Origin of the sequence: Arthrobacter crystallopoietes BAB-32 (assembly GCF_000328305.2) — a bacterium.
GTDB classification, from domain to species: domain Bacteria; phylum Actinomycetota; class Actinomycetes; order Actinomycetales; family Micrococcaceae; genus Crystallibacter; species Crystallibacter crystallopoietes_A.
In genome coordinates, this window is sequence record NZ_ANPE02000140.1 from 1 (window position 1) to 20843 (window position 20843).

The following is a 20843-nucleotide window of genomic DNA, read 5'->3' on the forward strand; positions in this document are numbered from 1 at the left end:
GTGTGGAGGCACTGGTGCCGGCCCCGGCCCGCGGCGGGGCGGCTGCCCCGGAGCAGCGGGAAGTGCACGACGGCGATGCCCTGCTGATGGTGTTCACCTCCGGTACCGAGGGGCGCAGCAAGGCGGCCGTGCTGACGCACGCCAACTGTTTCTGGACCAACCTCTCGCTCTCGCGCACCGCGGAACTGAACAGCACCGACGTCGTACTTTCAGTGCTGCCGCAGTTCCATGTGGGCGGTTGGAATATCCAGCCGCTGCTGGCGTGGTGGACCGGAGCCACCGTGGTGCTTGAGCGGTCCTTCGATGCCGGCCGGGTGCTGCAGCTGATCGCCGAACGCAGGGTGACCACGTTGATGGGTGTCCCGACGCAGTACCTGATGCTGGCCGAACATCCGGACTTCGCTGCCACTGATCTCTCCAGCCTGGTCCATGCCATTGTCGGCGGAGCTTCGATGCCGGCGGCGCTGCTGCGGATCTGGCACCGCAGGGGAGTGGCGCTGAGCCAGGGCTATGGTCTGACCGAAGCTTCCCCGAACGTGCTCTGCCTGCCCAACGAGGACGCAGCCTCAATGCTCGGCTACGCCGGAAAGCCGTATCCACATGTCGACGTCGCCGTCGCAGATCCCGCGACCGGCCGCGTCCTCGAAGGGCCCGCCACCGGCGAACTCTGGGTCCGCGGACCGGGCGTCTTCGCCGGGTACTTCCGGGATCCGGAGGCTACCGGCGCCGCGCTCGCAGGCGGCTGGCTGCACACCGGCGACCTGGTGGAACGGAATGAAGACGGCTTCATCCGGATCGTGGACCGGCTGAAGGACATCTATATCTCCGGGGGCGAGAATGTCGCGCCCGCACAGGTCGAGGCGGTGCTGCTGTCCCATCCGGCGGTCGCCGAAGTGGCCGTCGTGGGGGAGCGGCACGAGCGTTGGGGCGAGACCGGGGCGGCCTTCGTGGTGGTCCGGCCGGGACGCGTGACGGATGAAGAGGAATTGCTGGAACATTGTGGCCAGCACTTGGCGCGGTTCAAGGTGCCCGGACGGATCGAGTTTGTCTCCCGACTGCCGCGGACCGCGCTGAACAAGGTGGCGCGGGGCCGGCTGCGGCAGCAAGCCGACCGGTCCGCGCCGGACGGATCGGAGGTTCCCAGATGAGCACAGCACCCAGGACGGCCCGCGGCACCCGCACTAGGGCCAAGTTGCTGCAGGCCGCAGAGGCGGTGTTCGCTTCGGTGGGCTACCACGATGCGTCGATCGTGAAAATCACGGAAGAGGCCGACGTCGGACTGGGCACCTTCTACCTCTATTTTTCCGGCAAGCAGGAAATCTTCGACGAGGTGGTCGAGGACCTCAACCGCCGTGTCCGGCATGCCATGACCGAGGCGTCGCGGGCCGCCGGCAACCGACTGGAGGCCGAACGGGCCGGCTTCCGCGCGTTCTTCCGATTCACCGCCGAGCATCCGGCGCTGTACCGGATTGTCCGGCAGGCGGAGTTTGTGTCCCCGGGAGCGCTGCGGATGCACTACACCCGGATCGTCAACGGCTACATCGAAGGACTCAAGCAGGCGCAGGCCGAAGGCGAAGTGCGTCCGATGGATCCGACGGTCGCCGCGTGGGCGCTGATGGGCATCGGCGAGCTGATCGGGATGCGCTGGGTGCTCTGGGAAGAGGAGGGCGGAACCGAAGGCAGCAGCCCCCGGCCCGACGTACCGGAGGATGTCTTCGAGGAAATGATGCAGTTCATCGAGCGCGCGCTGGCACCCGTGCCGAACGCCCAGGAAGGAAGGATCCGCCCATGACCGAGCAGAACATCCACGGCTACCGGGTGGCCGATGTGCCGGTGCGCGGCGGATCGATGCGGTGTGGGATCTGGGGGCCACAGGACCCTGCAGCTCCGGTGGTCCTGGCGGTCCACGGCGTCACCGCCTCGCACAAGGCCTGGGGACTGCTGGCACAGGCGCTGCCGGAGGTGCGGATCATCGCGCCGGACCTGCGTGGCCGCGGGCGCAGCAACACGCTGCCCGGGCCTTACGGCATGGCTTCGCACGCATCGGACCTGGCCGCTGTACTTCAGGCTTTCGACGTCGAAACCGCGGTCGTCGCCGGCCATTCCATGGGCGCGTTCGTGTCCGTCGTGCTGGCGCACCGGTATCCGTCTTTGGTGCGTTCTTTGGTGCTGATCGACGGCGGCCTGCCGTTGCAGGTGCCTGCTGGGCTCAGCGACGAGGAAGTCATTGCGGCCGTCCTCGGTCCCGCAGCCGAGCGTCTGGGCAGCCGGTATGAGAGCCGCGAGGCCTACCGATCCCTTTGGCGGCAGCACCCGGCCTTTGCGCGGAACTGGAATCTGCTGGTGGAAGAGTACGTCGACTACGATCTCACCGCCGGAGAGGGCGGGCTCCGCCCGGCCACCTGCTATGCCGCCATGGCCGAGGACACCACAGACCTGAACCGCGGTACGGCACTGCCGGAGGCCTTGGGGGCGCTGGCGGTACCGGGGCTGCTGCTGCGGGCTCCGCGGGGACTGCTGGATGAACCAAACGGCCTCTATTCCCCCCTGCACGTCCGCAGTTGGGAGGACAAGCTGGACTGGCTCACGGTGCAGGATGTCCCCGAAGTGAACCACTACACGATCCTGATGGACTCGCCAGGCGCTGGAGTGGTGGCCGGCGCCGTCGCGGGCGCCTTGGCAGCGGCGGGTCCGGTGGCTTCCGGGGAGGCCGGCCAGTAGCTATACTCCCGCTGTAGAGCGCCTGCTATGCCAGGCCCGCGAACGATTAGGCCGGTTCCGGTTGCCTCCGGAACCGGCAGTCGGTGTGTGCGGGCAAGGTTGGTTAAACGACACGCCCGGCTCTGATCTGCAGGCAAATCCCAAGAAATCGCGCATATAGTCAAAAAGCCGATGGTTCTTCCCCCGAGCAGAAGCCCATCCTTCGGTACACAGTGGGCACGAAGTAGTCATGATTCGATTCGACAATGTCACCAAGGTCTACGACCAGAACTCCCGTCCGGCTCTGGACAGGGTGTCGCTGGAAGTCGACCGCGGGGACTTCGTCTTCCTCGTCGGGCCTTCGGGCTCGGGCAAATCCACCTTTATCCGGTTGGTCCTGAAGGAAGATAGGGCCACCCGCGGCTCTGTCTACGTGGCCGGCCAGAACGTCGCCAATATTCCAAGCTGGCGGGTGCCGAAGCTCCGCCGCGGAATCGGCGTCGTTTTCCAGGATTTCCGTCTGCTGCCGAACAAGACGGTGGCTGCCAACGTGGCGTTCGCGATGCAGGTCATCGGCAAAAGCCGCGCGATGATCCGCGAGACGGTGCCCGAGGTGCTCAAGACAGTCGGGCTGGAAGGCAAGGACCACCGGATGCCGCACGAGCTTTCGGGCGGCGAGCAGCAGCGTGTTGCCATCGCCCGCGCGGTGGTCAATAAGCCGGGCATCCTGCTGGCCGATGAGCCGACCGGCAACCTGGACCCGACAACGTCGATGGGCATCATGAAAGTGCTGGACCGGATCAACCAGAACGGCACCACCGTCGTCATGGCCACACACGACAACGTGATCGTCAATGACTGGCGGAAGCGCGTCATCGAGCTCAAGGACGGCAAAGTGGTCCGCGACGAAGCCGAAGGCATCTATGCCGGAGCACAGGAGGACGCCAAATGAGACTGGCCTTCATCCTCGGCGAAATCGGATCCGGCCTGCGCCGCAACCTGGCAATGGTGACTTCCGTCATCCTGGTGACCTTCATATCACTGACCTTCGTCGGTGCGGCCGGCATGCTGCAGCTGCAGATCAACCAAATGAAGGGTTTTTGGTACGACAAGGTCCAGGTCGCGGTGTTCCTTTGCGTGGACACTTCGACGGCGGCCACTTGCGCCGCAGGGCCCGTCACCGACGAGCAGCGGACAGAAATCAAGAACACCCTTGAATCGCCGGCCGTGACGCAATACGTCGACACCTACGTCTACGAGTCGCAGGACGATGCCCTCGGCCATTTCCGTGACCAGTTCGCCAACTCGCCCATTGTGGATTCGGTGACGGCGGACCAGCTGCCGGAGTCTTTCCGTGTCAGCCTGGTCGATCCGGAGAAATACGAGGTGATCAACGAGATCTTCTCGTCGCTGCCCGGGGTGGAAGTCGTGGTCGACCAGCGCGAGATCCTCGAACGGGTCTTCAGTGTCATGAACGCCGCGTCGCTGGTGGCCGTCGGCATTGCCGCGATCATGATCGTCTGCGCCATCCTGCTGATCGCGACCACCATCAGGCTGTCGGCCTTCAGCCGGCGCCGCGAAACCGGCATCATGCGGCTGGTTGGTGCTTCCAAGGCGGTGATCCAACTGCCGTTCATTCTGGAAGGCGTCATCGCTGCGGTGATTGGTGCCCTGCTGGCTTCGGTGACGCTTTGGGCGGTCGCCCGGTTCTTCATTGGTGACTGGCTGGCCCGGGAGTACCCGGACACCGCTTTCATTTCCGAGTCCTCGGTATTCCTGCTTGCCCCCGGGCTCATCCTGCTCGGAGCGGTGCTGGCCGGTGTCTCCTCGCTCCTGACCCTACGTCGATATCTGAAGGTCTAGAATCATGTCACTCGAGCACAACAACAGGTTGGGGAACCAGGCCGTGAAGCGCAAGCAACCGGGCCGGAAGACGTGTTTGCCGCAGGGAATCATCAGTGCCGCGCTGGCGGCCTTCCTGGTGCTTTCCGTGGGGGCCGCCGGGCCGGTGCAAGCAGATGAACTGGATGATCGTGCTTCGGAACTGAAACAGGAGGTTGCCGAAGTCGAGCAGTCCTTGGAGTTCCTGGACGCTGACATCATCAAGACGGTCACCAAGCTCAAGGAGTACCAGGGCCAGCTGCCCGCGGCCCAGGAGAAGCTGGCGGCTGCCCAGGGCCGCGTCGCGGAAGCGGCCGGCAAAGTGTCCGCCCTGGCACAGCGCGTGGACATGGCCCTGCAGACCAAGGACAGCATCACCCGGCAGCTGGAAACCGACGAGGCCGAACTTGAGGACACGAAGAAGGTCATTGGGCAGATAGCCACACAGGCCTACAAACAAGGTGGCGTTCCCTCGAACCTACAGCTCTTCCTCGGCTCCGAAGGCACCTCGGCGCTGGATGACTTCGGCCTCGCAAACCAAGCCCTGCGCAGCCAGAACGCAGCACTGGACCGCCTGTCGCAGCAGAACGCGACCAACGTGAATTCACAGGCCCGCCTCGAGGCCGTCGAGCAGGAAATCCGGGAACTCAAGGCGCAGGCCGAAGAAGCCTTGGCCGCCGAGCAGGAGGCTCGGGACGAAGCTGCCGCTGAGAAGGAAAAGGTCGACAACCTGATCGCCGAAACCTCGGCCCTGTCGGACGAGCTCCAGGCCCGGAAGCCGCAAATCCAGCGGCAGCTTGCCCAGGTGCAGGAGGAGCAGCAGCAGGTCCAGGCCGAGATCGCCGAGCGCCAGGAGCGGCTGCGCCGCGAAGCAGAGGAGCGCCGGCGCAAGGAAGAGGCCGAGCGCCGGGCTGCGCAGGCGGCCTGGGAGCGGGAACAGGCGAGGATCAAAGCTGCCCAGCAGGCAGCCGCGTCCGCCGGCCGGCCGGTCCCGCAGATCGTGCCGACGGTGGAACCGCCACCCCCGGCCTCCTCGGAACCGTCGTCGTTCGGCCTGCGGTACCCGGTTGCCGGCAGCGTGACCTCCGGTTATGGCTGGCGGGCTACGCCGGCAGGAACCATCGACTTCGGGGGGACCGGCGGGTACATGCACACCGGCATCGACTTCGGCGCTGCCTGCGGCACGCCGGTGACCGCACCCACCAGCGGCACCGTCGCGACATCCGGCTGGGGTGGGGCTGCGGGCAACATGGTGATCATCAGCCACGGCGTAGTCGGCGGCAACGCGCTGGACACCAGCTACTTCCACCTGACCCGATCGATTGTCTCGGCGGGCCAGACCGTGGGCCAGGGACAGGTCATCGGCTATGTCGGCACCACCGGCAACTCCACCGGCTGCCACCTGCACTTCGAGACCACGCTGAACGGCTCCTTGGTCAATCCCATGGGCCTGCTCTAGCCCCGCTATACTGGATGCTTTGAAACCGAGGAAGGAGCGCCGTCGTGCCTAAAGAAAGTGGCCGGAAGGTAGTGGCCACCAACCGGAAGGCCCGGCATGACTACCACGTCCTCGACACTTACGAGGCCGGCATGGCGCTGATGGGAACGGAAGTGAAGTCCCTCCGGGAAGGCCGCGCATCGCTGGTCGATGGCTTCGCGATGTTCTACAACGACGAGCTCTACCTCGAGAACGTCTACATCCCGGAGTACTTGAACGGCAGCTGGACCAATCATGCCGCGCGGCGCCGCCGCAAGCTGCTGCTGCATCGCGAAGAGCTCAACAAGATCTCGCACAAGATCCGGGAGTCCGGCTTCACGATCGTGCCGCTCCAGCTCTACTTCCTGGACGGGCGCGCGAAAGTGGAGATCGCCGTCGCCCGCGGCAAGAAGGACTACGACAAACGGCAGACACTGCGCGAACAACAGGACAAACGCGAGGCACTGCGTGCCATGCGCGAGCGCAACCGCGGCTGAACTGCCTCAGTCCTCGTCGGCTGGTGCAGTGAACTCGCTGCGGACCAGCCGTTGCCAGGCCGCAAGGCCGCCCTGCTCGTGCGCCTGCCGCTGCCGTTGGGCCCCGTTTCCGTCGCGACGCAGCCGGACCAGCCCGGCGCGGACCACGTCCTCGTCGCCGGAGTTGGCCAGCTGGTCCTGCACATGCTCGAAGAGGCGGGCCAGTTGCTCGTACGCGGGAACCGTGCAGCCCGTCTCCAGATTAATCAGATCCCCGTCCAGGCCGTACCGCGCGGCCTGCCACAGGGCAATATCGAGGTGCTCCGGCTGCGGCTGGGGCGGTGGCGCGTCGTCAGCGGCGTCCATTTCGGTGCCCACCAGGGCGCGGAAGAGGCAGGCCACGAGCAAGGTATCCCGGGCACTGAGCTGGCTATCAGCACACCGGCATTCGAGTGTGGGGTAGTTGGCGGACGGCCGGAGCAGCCAGGACACATACCCCGGATCGGCGGCGACACCGGACTCCAACAGCCGCCGCAGGCGCTGCTGGTAATCGGCAAAGTCCGCGAAGACCGGCGGGCAGCCTTGGATCGGCCAGCGGCGGTACAGGATCGTACGCCACGTGGCGAAACCGCTGTCCCGTCCGTACCAGTATGGTGAATTTGCGGCCATGGCCGTCAGGGTGGGGATCCAGGGCCGGCAGCGGTTCATCACCTGGATGCGAAGTTCCGGGTCTTCGACTTCCGCATGGATGTGCAGCCCGGTGACGTACTCGTCAGCGACGACGGCGGGTGCGTTCCGCTGAATGCTTCGGTAGCGCTTTGTATCGGTCACCTCAGCAGGCGCCCGGGCCGTATCAAAGGCGACACCGACGCCGGCCGGTTGCGTTCCAAGGCGATCGGCTGCCCGGGCCAGCGCATGCCGCATTGCGCTCACTGCGCCCGCTGCCTCAACCCTGCTGCGGCAAGGTTCGGTGTTCAGTTCGATCTGGCAGTCCAGGAGTTCGGGCGTCACATGGAACCGGGCCGTAGGTTGCTCCGCCAGCAACGCCCGCAGTTGCGGACTCACTGGCCGAGGTTCGCTGCTGGCAGGATCGACCAGGAGGAACTCCTCTTCAATCCCGAAAGCCACCATCTGATCCTCCTGGCCAAGCGGGCGCGGCTCCATTGCCGGCCCTTTCTGATCAGAGACTAGTTCAGGGAGTGCCGGCTGTGCACCAGTTTCCCCACACGGCCGTCCGCACCCCCGGCAACACGGCAGGTGATCGGCGGGAATAGATCCGTGGAGAGTGTGGTTAGAATAGATAGTCCGCGCCACAGGTGCGGTTTGGTAATTCAATATGGGGATGACAGGTTTCGACGATGTTAGTCGCGCCAGGGGAAGCGGGCCGAGGATGCAGAGTTATCTCGGAAACGCTCTCTGCAAACCAATAAGTGCCGAATCTAAGCGCACTGACTTCGAACTCGCTGCCTAAGCAGTAGTTCAGTCCGTCAGCCCGGGGATGCTCCTGCCCCGGTAGCTGGCGTCATTTAGGGAGCCACTGCTGGACACTTTCGCCGTCGGAGTGTCCGGGACTTTTTGACGGCTGGGCCCGGGTCAGCCACCTGTTTGCAGGATGGCTGGGGCCGAGAAAACCCGACGCAAACTGCGCCCGGAGAAGTCTTGGCAACACAACATCGGACGGGGGTTCAATTCCCCCCATCTCCACGAATGAGCCCCGGATTTCCGGGGCTTTTTCTTTGCCTGCCAACAGAATGGCGAAGAGTCCCCTTGCCACAGCAGGTACTTTTCCCGGCCTCGGCGGGGAACTCCCGGGGCCAATGCAAGTCCCCAAATCAGGGGCTGGGAGGCCAAAATTACAAATGGATAACATAGCAGCACGCTCGACAGTGATGAGGCCGGCCATCCGAAGGATGGCGTGATCCGTCAACACGAAATCCGTTCAATGCGCTTCCCATGGCGGCTCCGAGGGGGTCGGACGCCGCTGCACTGAAGGACAACTGCAGGACACGGTGCCGGGCCGGTCCACTCCGCATTGAATGCCGAATCCCGAAAAGGGGCAACACCCGGCATTTCAGGAAAGTGCACAATCATGAAGCAAACAACTCCATGGCGCCTGCTCATGCTCGTTGCCGGAACGTTGTTCGGCCTGCTGGCAACCTTGGGCTTGGCCGCACCTGCAACAGCTGCCTACGGTACGGCATCGACGCCGTCGGTCCAGCATCACGACGATGACGACGATGACGACCATGACCGTGGCCGTGGTGGCGATGACGATGATGACGACGACGCGAGGCTGAGGCTGTCCGAGCGCGGTGACGACGAGATTCGCGTACGGGGTACCGATTACGAGGAAGACAGCAGGGTTAAGGTATGGCTTGTCCAGTTCGACGATGGCGACGCTGATGTTGTAGATAAGGAGCGCGTCTGGACGGATAATGACGGGGACTTCCGCTACACGGTGGATGACCTCGAGTGCGGTGAAAAGTACCAGGCATTCAGCTGGAGCCGTGACGATGGTTGGGTCAAGAGCAACAAGATCCGCCTCGACTGCGACGACTAAGTAGGGCAATCAGCGAATTACCTGATATCCACAAAGTGACCGGAGGCACGGCGCCTCCGGTCCTTCTTCATGCGGCGTCGGCTGTGGAGAATTTCCTGTACAGCCGGGAGCGGATGCGTGGCGTGCCAGGGCGATGCCCAACAGGTGCCATGAGTTACGGCTGGCGGGCAGGTCGACTGTACATGCCTGGGGGGCGTCTTGAACTATCCTTGGGCGGCTGTCCGGCGTGATTGACACTGCCTTCGGGATCGGCGATCCTGAAAACCAGAGGGTGCACGCCGGGGGACTGCCTTGGGGAGGGCAGGGAGCCTGCAGCCGATGCGATGCATGACGACTTGGGGGTCGCTGGAATGGGATCTGAAGGCCGTTGGGAACTGCAGTTGGCAGGCGGTTGGCAGCTTCGCCGGGACAAGCTGCCTGTCAAGGTGGCCCTACGGCAGCGGCGGCTGATCGCTGCGCTGGCTTTGTACGGGCGCCAGTCGCGCTCCTTCCTGGCCGGCCTGCTGTGGCCGGACAGCTCAGAGACGCAGGCTGCCGGCAGCCTGCGTGAGAGCATCTTCCTGATCAACAAGCATTTGCCGGGACTCCTCGGCCAGACGGCCGACCCGCTGGACCTGGCGTCGGGCGTGATAGTGGACGTGCACGAGGTTCGTGCCCGTGCAGCCCGGCTGCAGGAGCATCCCGTGCATCATCGCGGGGTGCTGGACCTGGTCCAAAATGCGGAGCTGCTGCCGGGCTGGTACGAGGACTGGGTTGTGTCCGAGCAGGAGCGGTGGCAGCGGCTCAGGCTCACTGTGCTGGAACGGCTGTCCCGGCAGTACTTGGACCAGGGGGACACCGAGCAGGCCATGGAGGCCGCCCGGGCCGCCACAGTGATCGAACCCTTGCGCGAAAGCGCCCAGCGGCTGCTCATGCAAGCCTGCCTCGCCGAGGGAAACCATGCAGAGGCACTTCGGCTCTACCAGAGCTTCCGGATCCGTCTTCGGCGGGAGTTCGGAGTGGCACCGTCAGCCATTATCTCGGACCTGATCGAACCGCTGCTGATGGATGATGCACGCAGCCAGAGGCATTTTGGCTAACCGGCACAGCCGGACACATAAGCGCCCGAGGCAAGGACCGCCGTCGTAAACGTTGCGGAAGATCTCCCTCCGCCTGCCTATGCCTCCGCCGCGAGGGCACCAGCGTACAGGTCCATCAGCGCCGGCAGCCCGCCACTGAACATCGCGCGCCGTTGCCGCTCTGCGCCGGTACCCTCGGCCCAGATCCGTTCCAGCGAGGCGTCCACCCACTCCGCGTCGCCCGCTTCTTCCAATGCGGGGCGGATGCTGCGCACCAGCAGGTTGATGACGTCCCGGGCCGGCAGCAGGACCCCGGAGTGCGGGTCGATGAGCTTGTCCGACAGGCCCTCGCGCCCGGCCTGCCAGACTGCCGCGTCGAGCAGTTCGGGATCCGGAACGGGGTAGTCCTTTCCGGCGGCCTGCGACTCGACGGCGGTCACGACCATGCCGCGGACCAGGGCAGCGATCAGCACAGCATCCTGGGCTTCAAGCTGCACATCGGCCGCCCTGACTTCGAGGGTGGGGTAGTTGTCGGACAGCCGGGCCAGCCACGTGAGCACGCCCCGGTCGATGATGACGCCGGCGTCCACCAGGCGCTGGATGCGCCGCTCGTAGTCGGCGGCGTCGGCAAAGATGGGAGTGCAGCCCTGGACCGGCCAGCGCCGGTAGTGCACGATCCGCCAGCTGGCAAAGCCGCTGTCGCGGTCCAGCCAGAACGGCGAATTGGCGCCGAGGGCCACGATGGCCGGCAGCCAGGGCCGGATGCGATTGAGCGCCTGCACACCGGTTTCCTTGTCGGGAACGGAGACGTGGACGTGCTGGCCGTTGACGAATTGGTCGGCGACAATGCCTTTGGCACTGGCTTTCAGCTCGTAGTAGCGCTGTTTGTCCGTCAGCTGCGGGTAGTCGTCTTCGATCCGCGCAGCAGTGCCGGTGGCCGCGGCACGGACGCCGGCCTTCCGCGCTGCGGTATCGAGCTGGCGCCGGAAGTTGAGCAGCGACTCCTCTGCCTCGGTCAGTGTGGTGCAGACGGTCGTGGCCGTTTCGATCTGGCAATTGAGCAACTCACGCTGGATGTCGGAACGGGCAACGTGCAATGAGCCTTCCAGCCGCTCCGCCACCTCGTCGGCCTGCGGCGCGGGAAGCCCCGTCGCCGGATCAAGGAGCAAATACTCTTCTTCGATGCCCAGCGTGGCCATGTATGTCCCTTCTGCAGGTCGCTTACCTTCCGAGCTTACCCACGATCCGCAGCCTGCTGAGTACATCGCTCCCGTCCGGTCGCGCTGCTATTCAGGTTCGGAGCAGGCAGTTCTCGTGGGGTGTGTCGTTGGCCACCCAGAGGGCCGCTGCAGCCTCATCGCCGAGATCGAGCTCGCGCAGGTGTTCGGCAGAACCGATCCTTACCACGAGCGGGCCGCCGAACGGCCGGTGCCCCATGACCTCGACCCTGGAATCCAGACTGATGCGTTCGGCGCTGAGGAACCGGAGCAGGTCCGGGTTCGCGTCGCTGATCCGGATAATGTGTCCGGTGTGGCCCGGGTCCAGCCGGCCAAGCTGGTTGGCCTCCGGGACGTCCACCGTACCGTCTGCGGCCGGTATCGGATCCCCATGCGGGTCCCGCTCAGGGTGTCCGAGCTTGTTGGCCAGCCGTTCGATGAAGGTGTCCGAGACAGTATGCTCAAGCAACTCCGCTTCATCGTGCACTTCGTCCCAGGCATAGCCGAGTTCCTGGACGAGGAAGGTTTCCAGGAGCCGGTGCCGGCGCACCATGGCCAGGGCGAGCCGGTGGCCCTCGGCGGTCAGTTCGATCGCGCTGTAGGGCTCATGGACCGCCAGCCCAAGGTCGACGAGCTTGCGGACCATGCCGGAAACGGAGGAGTTGGCGACTCCCAACCGGACCGCCAGCTGGGAGGACGTCACCGGCTGGTCGCGCCATTCGGTGGAGGCATATATGGCTTTGACATAGTCCTGCACGCTGGCGGAGTCGCTGCTGAGCGCTGGACTGTTCCGGTTCATTGGGGGCATGCTGGGCCTCTTCAGGCTGGGATTTGCTGGTGCTGCTGGGCGCTGGTGCTCCTTGCATTGCGCCGCTGGCGCCACTGCCACAATACCCCGGTGCGCGGGGCAGCCAAGTAGACGGCGAGGAAGACCACGGACTGGGCCAGCACCACCGAGGCGCCGGTGGCAACGTCCAGGTAGTAGCTGGCGTAGATGCCCGCGATGGCCGCCGCCACGGTCAGCGTCACGGAGATCAGCAGCATGCGGTCGAAATTGCGGGTGAGCAGGAATGCGGTGGCGCCCGGGGTGATGAGCATGGCCACGATGAGGATGATTCCGACCGCCTGCAGGCCGACGACGACGGTCAGCGCCAGCAGGCCCAGCAGGAGGGCCGAAAGCCAGCGCGTGCTCAATCCAATGGCGTGCGCATGGATGCGGTCGAATGCCAGCAGGGTCAGGTCGCGGCGCTTATAGAGCAGGACAGCCAATGTGACAGCCCCGAGGATCAGCACCTGCAGCAGTTCCGGCGTCGATACACCGAGCACATTGCCGAAGAGAATGTGCTGCAGGTCCGTCTGGCTCGGAGTCTTGGAAATGATCGCCAGCCCGAAAGCGAACAAGGCCGTGAAGACCACGCCGATGGCTGTATCCCCCTTGAGCTTCGTGGTGGAGCGTACGGCTCCGATCAGTGCGACCGCGCCGGCGCCGAAAATGAAGGCGCCGAGCGAGAACGGGACTCCGACGATGTAGGCCAAGGCCACGCCTGGAAGCACGGCATGCGAGACTGCATCGCCCATGAGCGACCATCCCATCAGGATCAGCCAGCAGGACAGTGCGGCTGACACCGCGGCAGCAGCCACGGTCACCAGCAGTGCGCGCGTCAGGAAGCCGTACTGCAGCGGCTCGAGCAGCCAGTTAGAGATGTCCATCATGTCCTTCCGGGGCTCCGGCCAGCGCCGTGCCGAACGCCAGGGCCAGGTTTTCGTTGGTCAGCACGGCTTCGGGCCGCCCGTGGGCGAGCACACGCTGATGGAGCAAGATAGCTTCATCGCAGAGTTGCGGGATGCCGGCGAGGTCATGGGTGGAGACGAGAATGGTCTTGCCTTCGTCGCGCAATTCCTTGAACAGCGCAGTCAGGGCGGCTTCGGACGCCTTGTCCACACCGGCGAATGGTTCGTCGAGCAGCAGCAGGACCGCGTCTTGGGCAATGCCGCGGGCCACAAAAGCTCGCTTGCGCTGGCCGCCCGAGAGCTCCCCGATCTGGCGGTGCTGCAGCTCGGTCAGGCCGACGCGGGCAAGGGCTTCTGCTACAGCATCGCGGTCCGCAGCTCGCGGCCGGCGCGAACGGCCGAGCCTGCCGTAGCGGCCCATCATGACGACATCTCGCACTGAAACGGGGAAGGTCCAGTCGACGTCCTCCGACTGCGGGACGTAGGAGACGGCATTGAGCCTGCGGGCGTCCTTGGGCTCCGCGCCGAAGATCCGGACTGTGCCCGCGGTGGGCTGGACCAGGCCCATCAGCGACTTGAACAGTGTCGACTTGCCGGAACCGTTGACGCCTATCAGGCCACAGATCGTCTGGGCCTTGACATGCATGCTGACATGGTCCAGAGCGGTCACCTCGTTGTAGGAAACCCGGAGATTCGAGACGCTGATGGCGTCGGCTCCGGAATGCAGCTGGCGGATGCTCATGCTGCCAGTCCTTTCTTGATGAGCTCGATGTCGTGGCGGATCAGCTCCAGATGGCTGGGCACCGGACCGTCGGGGCCGGACAAAGAGTCGACGTAGAGGGGGGTGAGGAGTTCCGCTTCCGTGGCCGCTGCGACCTGTTCCATTGCTCCCGGATTGACGGTGGATTCACAGAAGACAGCGGGCACCTGATGCTCGTTGACGAAATTGATGGCGTCCTTGATCTGGCGCGGCGTTCCTTCTGCATCGGAATTCACCGGCCAGAGGAAGGCTTCCCGCAGGCCGGCGTCGCGGGCGAGATAGGAAAAGGCGCCTTCGCAAGTCACGAGCGCCGGGACGGCGGCGTGGTTGGAAAATGCGGCCTCGAGTTCAGCCATGACCTCATCCAGTTGCCCCTTGTAGGCTTCTCCGTTAGCGGCGAAATCGGCAGCGTGTTCCGGGGCCAGATCGCTCAGTGCGTCCACCGTGTTGTCGACATAGACTTTGGCGGCTTCGGGGGACATCCAGGCGTGCGGGTTAGGCCTGCCCTGGTAGTTGCCGGAGCGGATGTCCACCGGTTCCACGCCGTCGGAAAGGACCGCATGTGGGGCAGGAACGGCGGCGACGAACCGTTCGAACCAGCGTTCCAGCCCCAAGCCGTTGTCCAGGATGAGGTCCGCGTCCTGGGCCCCCACCAGGTCTGAGGGGGTCGGTTGGTACCCGTGGATCTCTGCGCCGACTTTGGTCACTGATTCCACCCGAACATGTTCGCCTGCGACCTGCCGAACCAGATCGGCCAGCACTGTAAACGTGGTCAGTACCAGCGGGCGGTCGTCGGAAGTTGATGGCTGCGCCGAACCGGGAGTGGGGGGAGCGCAGGACGTGAGCGCCAACAGGCTCAGGAGTGTGAGGGCTGTAACGATCCCTTTTTTCGGCATACCTAAATTTACGACAGAGGAGGGCCGAAAGAAACGCTTCCGGCGTAACAATCGAGCGGGCTGCTACTTCCGGACTGCTCGCCAGCTCAGTGTCAGGTACGGCAGAGGCACGACGGTGGAATCTGTATGGCCAAGATGCTCATGCAGGTACCAGTCCAGATTGGACAGCACTTTCGCGCGGGTCTGTTCACTGGCCCGCAGGCAGTAACTGCGCGACTTGGCGAGCGCGATGATGTCGGCGGGCAGCAGGGGATCCGTCCAGCGGGTGAGGTGGTTTTCCAAACCCGTGAATTCCGGTCCGACTGTCGGCCGCGAATCAGGCCTGTACACGTCCCCGGCGTGCATGATGCGGGACAGCCGGTGGACCCACGGGATCGAGACATCGAGTTGGTTCCAGACCAGGCCGAACGTGCCCCCGTGCCTCAGAATGCGGGCCGCCTCCGCACTGCCGGCGGCAGGGTCCACCCAGTGCCAGGCCTGTGCCACGGTCACGACGTCGAAGGAGGCATCCGCAAGTCCGGTGTGTTCTGCGGTTCCCAGCAGGACCTCCACCTGGGGATGCTTCTTCCGCAACTGGGCGAGCATGTCGGCGGAGGGATCGACAGCTGTAACCCTCAGCCCTCGGTTCAGCAGCTGTTCGGTGTACTTGCCGGTGCCGGCACCAAGATCGGCCGCGTCCCGGGCGCCGGGAGGCAACAGCCAATCCACTGCGTCGTCCGGGTAGCCGGGCCGGATGCGCTCATAGTGCTCCCCGCCCTCTTCGAAGCTGCGGCCGAACTCTTTGCGCCGCTCATCGTCCATCCGCGGGCCACCGCGTGCCATCTCAGCTGGTGTGCTGCGGGTTTTCGGAATGCTCTTGGGGCGCCACTGCGGGACGCTGGCCGATCAGTTGCGGATTAAGCTGGTGCAGCACTTCGTCGTGCAGCACACCGTTCGTGGCAAGGGCGTTGCCGCCGAAGGGTCCGTCCTCGCCTTCCAATGAGCTGAACCGTCCTCCGGCCTCAGTCACGATGGGAACCAGGGCTGCCATGTCGTACAGGTTCAATTCCGGCTCGCACGCAATGTCGACGGCGCCTTCCGCCACCAGGCAGTAAGACCAGAAGTCGCCGTAGGCTCGGGTGCGCCAGACGGACTCGGTCAGGCCCAGGAACTCGGTGAGGTTGCCGCGCTCCTTCCAGCCCGAGAGGCTGGAATAGGAGAGCGAGGCATCGTCAAGCCTGCTGACATTGGATACCTGCAAGCGCGTAGCAGAGGAGAGCGCCCGGCCGGTGTATGCCCCGGTGCCGGCCGCAGCCCACCACCGTTTGCCCAAGGCCGGGGCGCTCACCAAGCCGACAACCGGCCGGTCTTCATCGACCAAGGCGATCAACGTGGCCCACACGGGGACACCGCGTACGAAGTTCTTCGTCCCGTCGATCGGATCGATGATCCACCGACGTGAGCCATGCCCGCTGCTACCGAACTCTTCGCCCAGCACGGCATCCCGGGGACGGGCCCGCGAGAGCTGACCCCGAATGGCTTCCTCGGCGGCTTTGTCCGCGTCCGTGACCGGAGTGAGATCCGGCTTCGTCTCCACCTGCAGATCGAGCGCCTTGAAGCGGGCCATCGTCTGGGCATCTACGGAATCGGCCATCACATGGGCCAGGCGCAGGTCATCATTGTAGGTCTGAAGATCACGGGTCATAGGCTTCAACCTACCGCTACTTGGCCCACGGATGCCGCATGTGAAGAGCGTCCGCCGGTCCGCCCGCTACTGGCTGCCCAGTTCTTTGGCCTGCTGGCGTACTTCGGTTCCCAGCAGACGGCGCAGCGAGGCGAGCCGGGCCGGGCCTGAGCTGCCGGCCTGGCCGGAGGACACCCAGGAGTCCAGACCGCAGTCGACGGCATACTCATCATGCTTGCACCCGCGCTCGCAGTCCGCGATGCCGGGCTCAAGGTCGGGGAAAGCTGCCAGAATCCGGTCCGGGTCGACGTGCGCCAGTCCGAAAGAGCGGATCCCCGGCGTATCGATAATCCAGGTGCCGGGTGCCGCGTCACTGAGTTTCAAGGCCAGCGCTGAGGAGGAGGTGTGCCTGCCCCTACCGGTTACGGCGTTGACCCCGCCGGTGGCCCGTTGGGCACCTGTCAGGGCGTTGACCATGGTTGATTTGCCCACTCCCGAATGGCCCAGCAGCACGCTGACTGATCCGTCCAGGTAGCCCCGAAGCCGTTCAAGGGCCTCGACGTCGAGACGGGCGGACTGGCCTTCATCCGAACTGGTCTCGACGCCCGTAGCGTCCTCCTCCGCGGTACGGCTGACCAGGACCGGCAGCGGCAGGTGCTGGTAGTGCGAGAGCAGTTCGGCCGGATCCCGCAGATCCGCTTTGGTGACGCACAGCAGCGGGCTGATCCCGGCGTCGTACGCTGCGACCAAGGCGCGGTCGATGAAACCGGTCCTTGGCTCCGGATTCGCCGCCGCAACCACGATGACCAGTTGGTCAGCGTTTGCCACCACTACGCGCTCGACGGGATCCGTGTCATCGGCGCTGCGGCGCAGCAGCGTGCGCCGGTCTTCGACCCGAACCAGCCGTGCCAGGGTATCGGGTTCGCCGGAGACGTCGCCGACCAGGGCAACGAAATCTCCGGCAACCACCGGGGTCCTGCGCAGTTCCCGCGCGCGGGCGGCAATCACGGTGCGTTCCCGGGGTGTGTCTTCATCGACGACGGCGGTGTAACGTCCGCGGTCAACGGTGACAATGCGTCCGACGACGGCGTCCTCGTGGGCGGGGCGGTCCTTGGTCCGGGGCCGCGACCCGCGCTTGTTGGGGCGGATCCTGACGTCGGACTCGTCCCAGGTCCTGCGGCCTGCCACCGTCAGCGGGCCCCGGCGGCTGCGCTTGAAGCTGTGGCGCAAAGGGCGCGCCACAGTTCCGGGAACTCGGGCATCGTTTTCGACGTTGTGCCGATGTCCTCGACCTGCACCCCTTGGACGGCCAGGCCGATGATCGCTCCGGCCGTTGCCATCCGGTGGTCCGCGTAGGACCGGAAAAGTCCGGCATGCAGGGGCCTGGGGCGGATGATCAGGCCGTCCGGAGTCTCCTCTGCGTCACCGCCGAGCCGGTTGATCTCCGTCACCAAGGCAGCCAGCCGGTCCGTCTCGTGGCCGCGCAGATGGGCGATCCCGGTGAGCCGGGACGGCTCCTCCGCCAAGGCGCACAGGGCCGCCGCCGTCGGGGCCAGCTCGCTGGTGTCAGCAAGGTCCGCGCCGCGGATGCCGGCACCGCCGGTCACGGTCAAAACGCCGTCGGCATAGCTGACCTCGGCCCCGAGCCGCGGCAGGATGGTCCGCCACTGGTCCCCGACCTGGGTGGTTTGTTCCGGCCAGCCTGGAATGCGGACGGTGCCGCCGGTGGCGAGGGCAGCAGCCAGGAAAGGTCCTGCATTGGAGAGGTCGGGTTCGATTGCCACATCGAAGGCGCGGATCGGACCGGGCTGGACGATCCAGTGGTCGGCCGCTGAGTCATCCACGTCCACTCCCGCATCGCGCAGCACGCTGACCGTCATGCGGATGTGGTCCAGGCTGGGAACCGGTGGCCCGGAATGTTCCAGATGCAGCCCGTTCGTGAACGCTGGCCCGGCCAAGAGCAGCGCTGAAACGAACTGGGACGAGGCGCTGGCATCGATCACCAGATGGCCGCCCGCGACAGTGCCCACGCCCTGCACAGTGAAAGGCAGTGCGTTCGTGCCGCCGTCGTCAACGGCGACACCGAGTCCACGCAGAGCAGCGATGGTCGGTCCCATTGGTCGTTGCCGTGCGGCCGGGTCTCCGTCGAAGACGGCCGGCCCGTTGCCCAACGCAGCCAGCGGCGGGACGAAGCGCATGACTGTTCCTGCCAGGCCGCAGTCGATGTCCATCGCAGCCGAGCCACCGGAACGGTCGATCGGCGTGACTACCAGGTCTGGCCCGTAGGCGCCGCTGCCCGGGACTTCTTCGACCCCGGCGCCCAAAGCGCGCAGGGCATCGACCATCAGGCGCGAGTCGCGCGAGTGCAGGGGAGCACGAAGACGGCACGGTCCGTCGGCCAGAGCCGCCAAAACGAGGTAGCGGTTGGTCAGGGACTTCGACGCAGGAATCCGGACGGTGGCATCCACCGGGGCCTGGACGTACGGCGCATCCCAAGGTGCAGCGGTTGCTCCGGTGTTGGCAATGGCAGTCATTAGGCTCGCTGACCTACGACGTCGGCGACGGTTCCGCGCAGCGCACGTTCAGCTTTCCCGAGCTGGCGCCGGGAGTCTTTGTTCAGTGCGGCTGCGTTCCTGCGGGTGTCCTTGCTGATGGACTTGACGCTCTTGCGGGCATCCGCGGCGAGGTGCTCGGCCCGCCAGAGGAGACCCGGACGGCCGTTGGTGTCGACGGCGGCCAGCAGGGCAGCCCCGATCAGGGACCCGTTCTTCAGCAACTGGTTGCGCCGTGACCGTTTCCCTTCCGCCGTGTCCGCCTCCGATTGGTACTCGACGTAAGCGTTGACCGCAGTGGCGCCGGCCAGCAGCACGGCGGCGAGGCGCGAGAACTTACCCAGACCGAGCAGCAGTCCGGCACCAATCTGCGTTGCTCCGACAACCTGGGCCAGGAGCTTTGACTTCCCGGCCAGGGGCGCCGCCGAAGGGAACGCCGAGGCGGCCTGGTCCAAGCAGGGCTGCAGGGCCTGTGCGGTCGAAGCTGTGTTGCGCAGCCGCTCCACGCCGGCGGCAACATAACTGGTGGCCAATAGGGGGCGGGCAACAAGGCGGACAATGGTCATAAAAGCCTCCTGGCTCTTGCTCAAGGGTCCAAACGGCAAGCGCGGCAGCGCCGCCGGGGCCGGTGACGCTGCTCCCTAGTCTGGCACTTTTGTCCGCGGGACACACCTTCCAAGGCATCCTCCCGGACCGCTGCTCATGCGGAATAACCAGCCGCAATCAGCCGTTGTACCCAATGCGCTGGCAACTGAAGGCCAGTGGCAACGTCTGATTGGAACCGAAGGGATTGCCATGCCGCTGGCTCTTGTTCAGCACAGCGGGCAGCGCGGCGCCGGTGCCTGTCCTGGCTGGAAGCCGCTGCGCGTACACTGGGGGGCAATGACAACTGACAATGCCCAAGAGTCCATCCCGGGTGATGCCGGCGGGACCACTGGAGAGCCGGAGCAGGCGGAGACGCCTGAAGAGCGTGCTGAGCGTTTTGAACGCGACGCTCTGCAGTACGTTGATCAGCTCTACTCGGCCGCCATGCGCATGGCCCGGAATCCCAGCGACGCGGAGGACCTCGTCCAGGAGGCCTATACCAAGGCCTTTTCGGCGTTCCACCAGTACAAGCCGGGTACTAACCTGAAAGCTTGGCTGTACCGGATCCTGACCAACACCTACATCAATCTATACCGGAAGCGGCAGCGGGAGCCCCAGCAGTCGAATACGGACCAGATTGAGGACTGGCAGATGTACCAGGCCGCGTCGCACACCTCGACGGGTATGCGCTCGGCGGAGGCGGAAGCGCTGGACCACCTGCCGGATTCGGATGTGAAGGACGCCCTCCAGGCAATACCGGAGGAATTCAGGCTGGCCGTCTACTTCTCGGACGTGGAAGGCTTTGCCTACAAGGAAATATCGGAAATCATGAACACTCCGATCGGGACGGTGATGTCGCGTTTGCATCGAGGCCGCAAGATGCTGCGCGAATTGCTGGCGGACTACGCGCAGGAGCGCGGAGTGAACGCTGCCAAAGCCAAGTCCCCGGCGGGTACACAACAGGAGAACAGGAAATGAGCGACTGCCACGGCTTGGGCGACTGCGAAGACGACCGTATGAAGCGGATCTACGAGTACGTCGACGGGGCCCTGTCCCGTGATGACCTCGCGGAGATCAAGGCCCATCTCGATACCTGTGAAGAATGTTCCCAGGAACACGACCTCGAGTGCCTGATCCGCTCCGTGGTCAAACGCTCCTGCCAGGAGCATGCTCCGCAGACGCTCAAGGAACGGATTATCGACCGTATCGGCCACATCAGGTCGGCGGAGACGGTGCAGGCGGACGCCTGAGACCGGTTTGCGGCCGGTAAGCAGAGAACCCCCGAAC

General features: G+C 65.1%; 22 protein-coding genes and 1 other RNA gene. 12 read left to right on the forward strand and 11 right to left on the reverse strand.

The genetic code is table 11. The features are described from left to right. From D477_RS11460 to smpB, 7 genes are all read left to right on the forward strand, one after another. The coding region (locus D477_RS11460) for a class I adenylate-forming enzyme family protein (protein WP_043846685.1) at window positions 1-1148 on the forward strand (1148 nt) is incomplete at its 5' end. Next, window positions 1145-1792 (forward strand): TetR/AcrR family transcriptional regulator, encoded by a 648-nt coding sequence (locus tag D477_RS11465; RefSeq protein WP_005269291.1) that lies wholly within the window; start codon window positions 1145-1147, stop codon window positions 1790-1792. The genes D477_RS11460 and D477_RS11465, both read left to right, overlap by 4 nt. Further along, entirely contained in the window at window positions 1789-2721 is a 933-nt protein-coding gene (locus tag D477_RS11470) for an alpha/beta fold hydrolase (protein WP_005269293.1), read from the forward strand. The genes D477_RS11465 and D477_RS11470 overlap by 4 nt, the downstream gene beginning before the upstream one ends. Window positions 2722-2950: 229 nt before the next feature. Continuing rightward, window positions 2951-3652 carry a cell division ATP-binding protein FtsE gene (ftsE, locus tag D477_RS11475; protein WP_005269295.1) on the forward strand — a complete coding sequence of 234 codons (702 nt, stop codon included), beginning with the start codon at window positions 2951-2953 and terminating at the stop codon, window positions 3650-3652. Then, entirely contained in the window at window positions 3649-4563 is a 915-nt protein-coding gene (gene ftsX / locus D477_RS11480) for a permease-like cell division protein FtsX (protein WP_005269298.1), read from the forward strand. Before ftsE ends, ftsX begins: the two co-directional genes overlap by 4 nt. Window positions 4564-4567: 4 nt before the next feature. Further along, window positions 4568-6040 (forward strand): M23 family metallopeptidase, encoded by a 1473-nt coding sequence (locus tag D477_RS11485; RefSeq protein ID WP_005269300.1) that lies wholly within the window; start codon window positions 4568-4570, stop codon window positions 6038-6040. A gap of 44 nt (window positions 6041-6084) precedes the next feature. Further along, window positions 6085-6555, forward strand: coding sequence for an SsrA-binding protein SmpB (gene smpB / locus D477_RS11490; RefSeq protein ID WP_005269302.1), 471 nt, complete (start codon window positions 6085-6087; stop codon window positions 6553-6555). A 6-nt stretch (window positions 6556-6561) separates the two neighbouring features. Here the strand turns inward: smpB and D477_RS11495 are convergent, their stop codons facing one another. Beyond that, window positions 6562-7665, reverse strand: a complete 1104-nt coding sequence (locus D477_RS11495) for a carboxylate-amine ligase (RefSeq protein ID WP_005269304.1) — start codon at window positions 7663-7665, stop codon at window positions 6562-6564. A gap of 207 nt (window positions 7666-7872) precedes the next feature. On the opposite strand from D477_RS11495, the gene ssrA reads away from it, so the two are divergent. The 3 genes from ssrA (at window position 7873) to D477_RS11505 (ending at window position 10173) form a co-directional block, all read left to right on the forward strand. Further along, window positions 7873-8241, forward strand: a transfer-messenger RNA (tmRNA) gene (gene ssrA / locus D477_RS21830). Window positions 8242-8623: 382 nt separating this feature from the next. Further along, on the forward strand, window positions 8624-9094 hold the full coding sequence (locus tag D477_RS11500; RefSeq protein ID WP_043846687.1) for a hypothetical protein: 471 nt from the start codon (window positions 8624-8626) through the stop codon (window positions 9092-9094). A gap of 350 nt (window positions 9095-9444) precedes the next feature. Further along, window positions 9445-10173, forward strand: coding sequence for an AfsR/SARP family transcriptional regulator (locus D477_RS11505; protein WP_190273557.1), 729 nt, complete (start codon window positions 9445-9447; stop codon window positions 10171-10173). Window positions 10174-10250: 77 nt separating this feature from the next. On the opposite strand, the gene D477_RS11510 is transcribed toward D477_RS11505, so the two are convergent. The 10 genes from D477_RS11510 to D477_RS11555 form a co-directional block, all read right to left on the reverse strand. Continuing rightward, a complete protein-coding gene (locus D477_RS11510) occupies window positions 10251-11351 on the reverse strand; it encodes a carboxylate-amine ligase (protein WP_005269310.1) in 1101 nt (366 codons plus the stop codon). Window positions 11352-11442: 91 nt separating this feature from the next. After that, window positions 11443-12168 (reverse strand): metal-dependent transcriptional regulator, encoded by a 726-nt coding sequence (locus D477_RS11515; RefSeq protein ID WP_005269312.1) that lies wholly within the window; start codon window positions 12166-12168, stop codon window positions 11443-11445. Between the two features lie 20 nt (window positions 12169-12188). Next, entirely contained in the window at window positions 12189-13079 is an 891-nt protein-coding gene (locus D477_RS11520; RefSeq protein WP_005269315.1) for a metal ABC transporter permease, read from the reverse strand. Then, window positions 13066-13842, reverse strand: a complete 777-nt coding sequence (locus tag D477_RS11525; RefSeq protein WP_005269316.1) for a metal ABC transporter ATP-binding protein — start codon at window positions 13840-13842, stop codon at window positions 13066-13068. The genes D477_RS11520 and D477_RS11525 overlap by 14 nt, the downstream gene beginning before the upstream one ends. Further along, complete coding sequence (locus D477_RS11530; protein ID WP_043846689.1) at window positions 13839-14756, reverse strand: metal ABC transporter substrate-binding protein; 918 nt, start codon at window positions 14754-14756, stop codon at window positions 13839-13841. The genes D477_RS11525 and D477_RS11530 overlap by 4 nt, the downstream gene beginning before the upstream one ends. Window positions 14757-14819: 63 nt before the next feature. Continuing rightward, window positions 14820-15578 carry a class I SAM-dependent methyltransferase gene (locus tag D477_RS11535; protein ID WP_043846691.1) on the reverse strand — a complete coding sequence of 253 codons (759 nt, stop codon included), beginning with the start codon at window positions 15576-15578 and terminating at the stop codon, window positions 14820-14822. A 1-nt stretch (window position 15579) separates the two neighbouring features. Continuing rightward, entirely contained in the window at window positions 15580-16440 is an 861-nt protein-coding gene (gene hisN, locus D477_RS11540; RefSeq protein ID WP_005269319.1) for a histidinol-phosphatase, read from the reverse strand. 66 nt (window positions 16441-16506) lie between these two features. Next, on the reverse strand, window positions 16507-17649 hold the full coding sequence (gene rsgA / locus D477_RS11545) for a ribosome small subunit-dependent GTPase A (protein WP_005269320.1): 1143 nt from the start codon (window positions 17647-17649) through the stop codon (window positions 16507-16509). Next, on the reverse strand, window positions 17610-18953 hold the full coding sequence (aroA, locus tag D477_RS11550; protein ID WP_005269321.1) for a 3-phosphoshikimate 1-carboxyvinyltransferase: 1344 nt from the start codon (window positions 18951-18953) through the stop codon (window positions 17610-17612). The genes rsgA and aroA overlap by 40 nt, the downstream gene beginning before the upstream one ends. After that, the gene (locus tag D477_RS11555) at window positions 18953-19537 is read right to left on the reverse strand and encodes a DoxX family membrane protein (protein WP_005269322.1); all 585 of its coding nucleotides are present in this window, start codon (window positions 19535-19537) and stop codon (window positions 18953-18955) included. Before D477_RS11555 ends, aroA begins: the two co-directional genes overlap by 1 nt. 316 nt (window positions 19538-19853) lie before the next feature. Here D477_RS11555 and D477_RS11560 point away from each other — a divergent pair, with 316 nt between their 5' ends. After that, the gene (locus D477_RS11560; protein WP_005269323.1) at window positions 19854-20534 is read left to right on the forward strand and encodes a sigma-70 family RNA polymerase sigma factor; all 681 of its coding nucleotides are present in this window, start codon (window positions 19854-19856) and stop codon (window positions 20532-20534) included. Then, window positions 20531-20806 carry a mycothiol system anti-sigma-R factor gene (gene rsrA, locus D477_RS11565; protein ID WP_005269325.1) on the forward strand — a complete coding sequence of 92 codons (276 nt, stop codon included), beginning with the start codon at window positions 20531-20533 and terminating at the stop codon, window positions 20804-20806. Before D477_RS11560 ends, rsrA begins: the two co-directional genes overlap by 4 nt. Window positions 20807-20843: the final 37 nt, after the last annotated feature.

Excerpts from the sequence above, each read along its gene's own strand:
- D477_RS11530 (WP_043846689.1), bottom strand. The coding sequence starts at position 14,756 with ATGCCGAAAAAAGGGATCGTTACAGCCCTCACACTCCTGAGCCTGTTG.
- ftsE (WP_005269295.1), top strand. The coding sequence starts at position 2,951 with ATGATTCGATTCGACAATGTCACCAAGGTCTACGACCAGAACTCCCGT.
- hisN (WP_005269319.1), bottom strand. The coding sequence starts at position 16,440 with ATGACCCGTGATCTTCAGACCTACAATGATGACCTGCGCCTGGCCCAT.
- D477_RS11535 (WP_043846691.1), bottom strand. The coding sequence starts at position 15,578 with ATGGCACGCGGTGGCCCGCGGATGGACGATGAGCGGCGCAAAGAGTTC.
- D477_RS11515 (WP_005269312.1), bottom strand. The coding sequence starts at position 12,168 with ATGAACCGGAACAGTCCAGCGCTCAGCAGCGACTCCGCCAGCGTGCAG.
- D477_RS11555 (WP_005269322.1), bottom strand. The coding sequence starts at position 19,537 with ATGACCATTGTCCGCCTTGTTGCCCGCCCCCTATTGGCCACCAGTTAT.
- D477_RS11505 (WP_190273557.1), top strand. The coding sequence starts at position 9,445 with ATGGGATCTGAAGGCCGTTGGGAACTGCAGTTGGCAGGCGGTTGGCAG.
- D477_RS11465 (WP_005269291.1), top strand. The coding sequence starts at position 1,145 with ATGAGCACAGCACCCAGGACGGCCCGCGGCACCCGCACTAGGGCCAAG.
- D477_RS11485 (WP_005269300.1), top strand. The coding sequence starts at position 4,568 with ATGTCACTCGAGCACAACAACAGGTTGGGGAACCAGGCCGTGAAGCGC.
- rsrA (WP_005269325.1), top strand. The coding sequence starts at position 20,531 with ATGAGCGACTGCCACGGCTTGGGCGACTGCGAAGACGACCGTATGAAG.
- D477_RS11520 (WP_005269315.1), bottom strand. The coding sequence starts at position 13,079 with ATGGACATCTCTAACTGGCTGCTCGAGCCGCTGCAGTACGGCTTCCTG.
- ftsX (WP_005269298.1), top strand. The coding sequence starts at position 3,649 with ATGAGACTGGCCTTCATCCTCGGCGAAATCGGATCCGGCCTGCGCCGC.
- aroA (WP_005269321.1), bottom strand. The coding sequence starts at position 18,953 with ATGACTGCCATTGCCAACACCGGAGCAACCGCTGCACCTTGGGATGCG.
- D477_RS11560 (WP_005269323.1), top strand. The coding sequence starts at position 19,854 with ATGACAACTGACAATGCCCAAGAGTCCATCCCGGGTGATGCCGGCGGG.
- D477_RS11500 (WP_043846687.1), top strand. The coding sequence starts at position 8,624 with ATGAAGCAAACAACTCCATGGCGCCTGCTCATGCTCGTTGCCGGAACG.
- D477_RS11495 (WP_005269304.1), bottom strand. The coding sequence starts at position 7,665 with ATGGTGGCTTTCGGGATTGAAGAGGAGTTCCTCCTGGTCGATCCTGCC.
- D477_RS11525 (WP_005269316.1), bottom strand. The coding sequence starts at position 13,842 with ATGAGCATCCGCCAGCTGCATTCCGGAGCCGACGCCATCAGCGTCTCG.
- D477_RS11510 (WP_005269310.1), bottom strand. The coding sequence starts at position 11,351 with ATGGCCACGCTGGGCATCGAAGAAGAGTATTTGCTCCTTGATCCGGCG.
- D477_RS11470 (WP_005269293.1), top strand. The coding sequence starts at position 1,789 with ATGACCGAGCAGAACATCCACGGCTACCGGGTGGCCGATGTGCCGGTG.